Here is a 3,369-nt window from a genome sequence, read left to right as displayed (position 1 = left end):
AACCTCGTCAATGGTCTGGAGTCTTTGGGTATGGAGTCGCACGATCATGCTCCGATGATCCCAAACTCCAGACCGCCTTCAGGCTCATCTCACCCTGGAATCGCGCGCTTCGCTCAGGCTCATGTGTCATTGGACAAGGCTAGGCCTTCGCGATCGCCGTGGGGATCGGCATACTGCAGCAACTTACCGGCATCAACACGCTGCTGCAGTTCAACACCGTGATCTTCAATCAGTCCGGCCTGAGCGGTGGCGCCAGCGCGGTGCTCGGCAGCGTCACGATCGGGGCGGTGAATTTCGTCGTGACCATTATCGGCCTGGCGCTGATCGACCGGGTCGGGCGGCGCCCACTGCTGATTCTGGGAACCGCGGGTGCGACGGTCGCCCTGGCGTTTTTGGCGCTCCTCCATCTTTTGACCGCGCCGTCCGTGTTTCAGGGCTATGCCACGCTGATCGGGGTGATCGTGTTTATCATCTTCTACGCGATTGGTCCCGGCATCGTGGTCTGGCTGGCGATTTCCGAAGTGCTGCCGCTGGCGATCCGCGCCAAGGGCATGGCGATTGCCCTGTTCGCCAATTCGCTGGTCTCGGCCGCGCTCGCCGCCGTGTTTATGGATCTGGTGTCCGTGGCCGGTTACGCGGGTGCCTTCGGGCTACTGGCGGTCGCGGCCTTCCTGTATCTCCTGATCGCGCTCTTTCCGCTGCCGGAGACCAAAGGGCGTAAGCTGGAAGACATCGAATCGCACTTTCTCGGAGAACCCCGTGGCTGACGCCCAGCCGGAGGTGTCCATCGGCGTCGACGGCGGCGCGAGCAAAACGCGGGTCGTCGCGCTCGAGCCCTCGGGCCGCCTGATCGGCGAGGCGGGCGGCGCGGCGGCCACCCTCAACGGACGCGCCGATACCGCGTGGGCCACGATCGTCGAAACGATCCGCGCCATCGACGCGCTCGCCGGTCTCGATCTGCGCGCGGCGAGCGTGACGATCGGCATCGCCGGCACCGAGATCGCGTCAGCATATCGCGCCTTCGTGGCGGCCGCGCCGGCGTGCGCGGCGCTCGAGGTGGTCTCGGACGCCCATATCGCCTGTGCCGGCGCCCATGCGCTGCGCGACGGCGCGATCGTGGCGGTCGGCACCGGCGTGGTCGGTTTCTGCCGCGATGGCGGCGAGACGCTGCGCGCCGGTGGCTGGGGGTTTCCGCACGACGATCGCGGGTCCGGCGCCTGGCTCGGCATGGAGGCGGTCGGCCACGCGCTGGCCGCCGCCGACGGCCGTGCGCCGCGCGACGGCCTGGCCGACCGGCTGCTGGCCGATTTCGATGATGACGCCGGCGCGCTGGCCGACTGGGCCTGTGGCGCGCACGCCGGTGATTTCGCCGGTTACGCGCGGGCCGTAGTGGCATTGGCCGACCAGGGCGGGACCAGCGCCGATGCGCTACTCACTACGGCTGGCCAACACGTCTCTGCGGTCGCGCGCGCGCTGGTCGGCGGTCGCGCCGGTCTGGCGCTGGCGCTGACCGGCGGGCTGGCCGACACCATCGCGCCCCGGCTCGATGCGGACCTGCGCGCGCGGCTCACCCCGGCCGTTCACGACGGCGCGTACGGCGCCGCCTTGATGGCCCGCTACTCGACTCGATCCTCGGTGGAGACCGATTCATGAGCTCGATCACTCTCATGCGGCAGGAGATGCTCGAAACCCCCGAGCGTCTGGCCACACAATGGACGACCAATCGCGAAACGATCGCCGCGATCGCGGCCGATCTGGCCGCCCGTCCGAACGCGCCCTGGTGGGTCACCGCCCGCGGCAGTTCATCGCACGCCGGCGCGTTCTTCGCGGCCGCGGCGGGCTTGGGCGCCGGCCGCGTGGTCGGCGAGATTACGCCCAGCCTGTTCACCGTCTATCGCCGGCAGCCGATGCTGGCCGGCTCGGTTGTGATGGCGATATCGCAGTCGGGCGCGGGCTCGGACATCAACGCGGTGGTGGCGGCCGCCAACGCGACCGACGCGCTCACGCTCGGATTGACCAACGACCGGCAGTCCCGGCTCGCGGCGACCGTGGCGCACACCATCGATCTGGCCATGGGCCCGGAAAAGGCAGTGGCCGCGACCAAGACTTATCTCGGCACGCTGGCGGCTGCGGCACGGCTGGTGGCGACGGTGGCCGACGATCAGGAGTTGGAAGCCGCGCTGGAACGCCTCCCGGCCACGCTCGCCGATCGGCGCGACCATCAGGCCCCGCTGGACGCGGCCGCGCTCGCCGCCTTCGATTCGGCCGGTTTCGTGCTCGGGCGCGGCGTGAGCCTCGGCATCGCGCGCGAGGTCGCGCTCAAGTTCAAGGAAGTCTGTGTGACCCCGGCCGAGGCATTCTCGGCCGCCGAATTCATTCATGGCCCGCTCACGCTGGTCGGCCCCGGCACGCCGGTGCTCGTCATCTGTCTGGACGACGCGACCCGGGACGGGCTGATCGAGACCGCGCATCGCCTGGCCGAGCTGGGCGCGAACGTCACGCTGCTGGGCCCGGATTTGGACGGCGCGGCGCGCGCGGACCATCTGACTGTCGTGAGCCGGCCCGCGACCGGCAACGTCTACACCGATGCCATCGCGGTGGCCTTCGATTGCTACGGCGCGCTGGAGGCCCGGGCGGTCGCGCTCGGCTACGATCCCGACCGGCCGCCCAATGTGGCCAAGGTCACGAGCACGTACTGATGGCCCGCGCGAGCGGTGATCCGCAACACACCTGGCAGCTGCGCGGCGCCCGGGTGCATGGCGGCGCGCGTGAGGCGCGGGCGATCACCGTCGCCGGCGCGCGGATCGGCGGCGACACGCGTACGGCGCCGGCGGTCGATCTGCCGGCCGACTGGCATGTCGTGCCCGGTTTCATCGATGCCCATATCCACGGCGCGATGGGCGCGGACGTGATGGACGCCGACGCCGACGGCCTGGCTCGGATCGCGGGCTATCTGCCGGCCGAGGGCACCACCTCGTTTCTCGCCACGACGATGACGGGGCCGGTCGCGGCGATCGAGGCCGCCCTGGGCGTGGCGGCGGATTTCGCCACCGAACCCGGCATGGCCGAAATGCTCGGCATCCATTTGGAAGGCCCGTTCGTCGATCGGAACAAGGCCGGCGCCCAGCCGGTCGAGCACATCATCGCACCCGATATCGCGCTGTTCGATCGCTGGCAGGCGGCTTCGGGCCAGCGTATTCGCGTGGTCACGCTCGCGCCGGAACAGCCGGGCGGCGAAGCCTTGGTCGCGCACCTGAGCGCGCGGGGCGTGCGCGCCTCGATCGGGCACTCGGGCTGTACCGCGGCCCAGGCCGAAGCGGCGATCGCGGCGGGCGCGAACCGCGGCACGCATCTGTTCAACGCCATGGT

The 3,369-nt window shown here is 70.1% G+C and carries 4 protein-coding genes; all 4 read left to right on the top strand.

From position 1 onward, the window contains the following. Window positions 1–158: 158 nt before the first annotated feature. Window positions 159–767 carry an MFS transporter gene (locus VFJ08_RS14400; RefSeq protein ID WP_324997920.1) on the top strand — a complete coding sequence of 203 codons (609 nt, stop codon included), beginning with the start codon at window positions 159–161 and terminating at the stop codon, window positions 765–767. After that, window positions 760–1,653: a BadF/BadG/BcrA/BcrD ATPase family protein gene (locus tag VFJ08_RS14395; RefSeq protein ID WP_324997919.1), complete on the top strand. Its 894-nt coding sequence runs from the start codon at window positions 760–762 to the stop codon at window positions 1,651–1,653. The genes VFJ08_RS14400 and VFJ08_RS14395 overlap by 8 nt, the downstream gene beginning before the upstream one ends. Then, window positions 1,650–2,699: an SIS domain-containing protein gene (locus tag VFJ08_RS14390; protein WP_324997918.1), complete on the top strand. Its 1,050-nt coding sequence runs from the start codon at window positions 1,650–1,652 to the stop codon at window positions 2,697–2,699. The genes VFJ08_RS14395 and VFJ08_RS14390 overlap by 4 nt, the downstream gene beginning before the upstream one ends. Then, window positions 2,699–3,369: amidohydrolase family protein (locus VFJ08_RS14385; protein WP_324997917.1), on the top strand; the 671-nt coding region annotated here is incomplete at its 3' end. The genes VFJ08_RS14390 and VFJ08_RS14385, both read left to right, overlap by 1 nt.

This window comes from Salinisphaera sp. (assembly GCF_035690525.1).
In the GTDB taxonomy this organism is placed as follows: Bacteria; Pseudomonadota; Gammaproteobacteria; order Nevskiales; family Salinisphaeraceae; genus Salinisphaera.
The sequence above is the reverse complement of the archived record's forward strand: the minus strand, read 5'-3'. Positions and strand labels throughout refer to the sequence as shown.